The organism is Weissella koreensis KCTC 3621 (assembly GCF_000277645.1).
Genome location: NZ_AKGG01000008.1, coordinates 1 through 1,349, shown reverse-complemented (window position 1 = coordinate 1,349; position 1,349 = coordinate 1). Strand labels below are relative to the sequence as shown.

Annotated in this window: 1 protein-coding gene; it reads right to left on the bottom strand. The window is 23.1% G+C overall.

Annotated elements, in window-relative coordinates; genetic code table 11:
* Positions 1–1,280: hypothetical protein (locus JC2156_RS03085; protein WP_155815906.1), on the bottom strand; the 1,280-nt coding region annotated here is incomplete at its 3' end.
* Positions 1,281–1,349 lie beyond the last annotated feature (69 nt).

Sequence of the window (1,349 nt, the reverse complement as noted above, 5' to 3'; positions counted from 1 at the left end):
TTACATTTACTTAACTCATGGGGTTTTAACAGTGTATATTTAAAATTTATTAACTTTTTTTGATATATACCTTTTATAAATATTGAAATAAGCAAAATAGCCCAAGATATTGTAGTAATTAAATAAGAAATATTAACTAACTTAGTATTAGATACTCTAATCTTAATAGTATTAGTTTTATGAGAATATACCTGTATCGTATTTCTTTTACTAGTATGTATATTTCCGTACTTTGATCTTGAAATATCCAAATAATCCACACCTTTATATGACCATAGTGGAATATCTATTTTCCCCGAAATATCATTTTTGAATTTATAAATAATGACGTTATTATTTACTGTAACCTTCACATTATTAATTTTTTTATCATTAGCATATACAATATGATTATTAACTGAATTAGAATATTTATCGTTTAATGTCTTATTATTGGTGATTTTAGGTATATATTCTGGATATGTTTTTAATCTATAAAAAATAGGATTTAGTAGATCATATTCTGTTAATTTGGTGTTTTCTCTATAATTAAATAAATTTTTTTCATAATGATCGAATAAAATATCATTCGAAGGAAAATAATTAAATTTAGCCTTATCAACTATATTACTTGTCTGAAAACTTAACGTTAACATTAAGCTTAATACTATTATTCCTTTTAATATTTTCATATTATTGAAAAATTTATCCGTAACGATAACAAGTACCAATAACATCAAAATTAAGGGAACTAATCTAGTTGGAAATTGAATTATTGATACTGGCGTTTTTTGTAAAAGATCCCAAGGAAAATATGGAGATATTATTAATTGGAAAAATAACCCAATAATAACAACACTCTGACTATCATGATTTAAATTTTTCCAGCATAAAATTAAAAAAATATCTATAATTAATAAACTACCAAAAATTGACGGGATACTAACACCAAAAATTGATGGATTTGTTAAAGAATGAATCATTTGCTCTAAATTTAAAGTCCCAGACGACAACTGAAAATTTTCTAGGCCTTGCAATTTGTCTTTTGAAATTGATATTAAATTTATTATTGTAGTTAGTGATAATATCATAAACAATATCGCTGAAATAACTGCATTTCGTAATAAATTTATTTTATTTTTTGAATTGTAGAATACATAAATAAAAAACATACCAATTACCAAAACACTAATGAAAGCGCTAATGAAATGCATATTAAACATAAAAGATATAGATGCTGAAAGCAATAATATATACCATAAATTATCATTATTTATCTTTATTATAGATAATATAGCCATCGGAAACATGAAGTATATACTCCATACTCCTTGAAGAGAAAATGAAGAAAAAGAAAATATATTTATAAA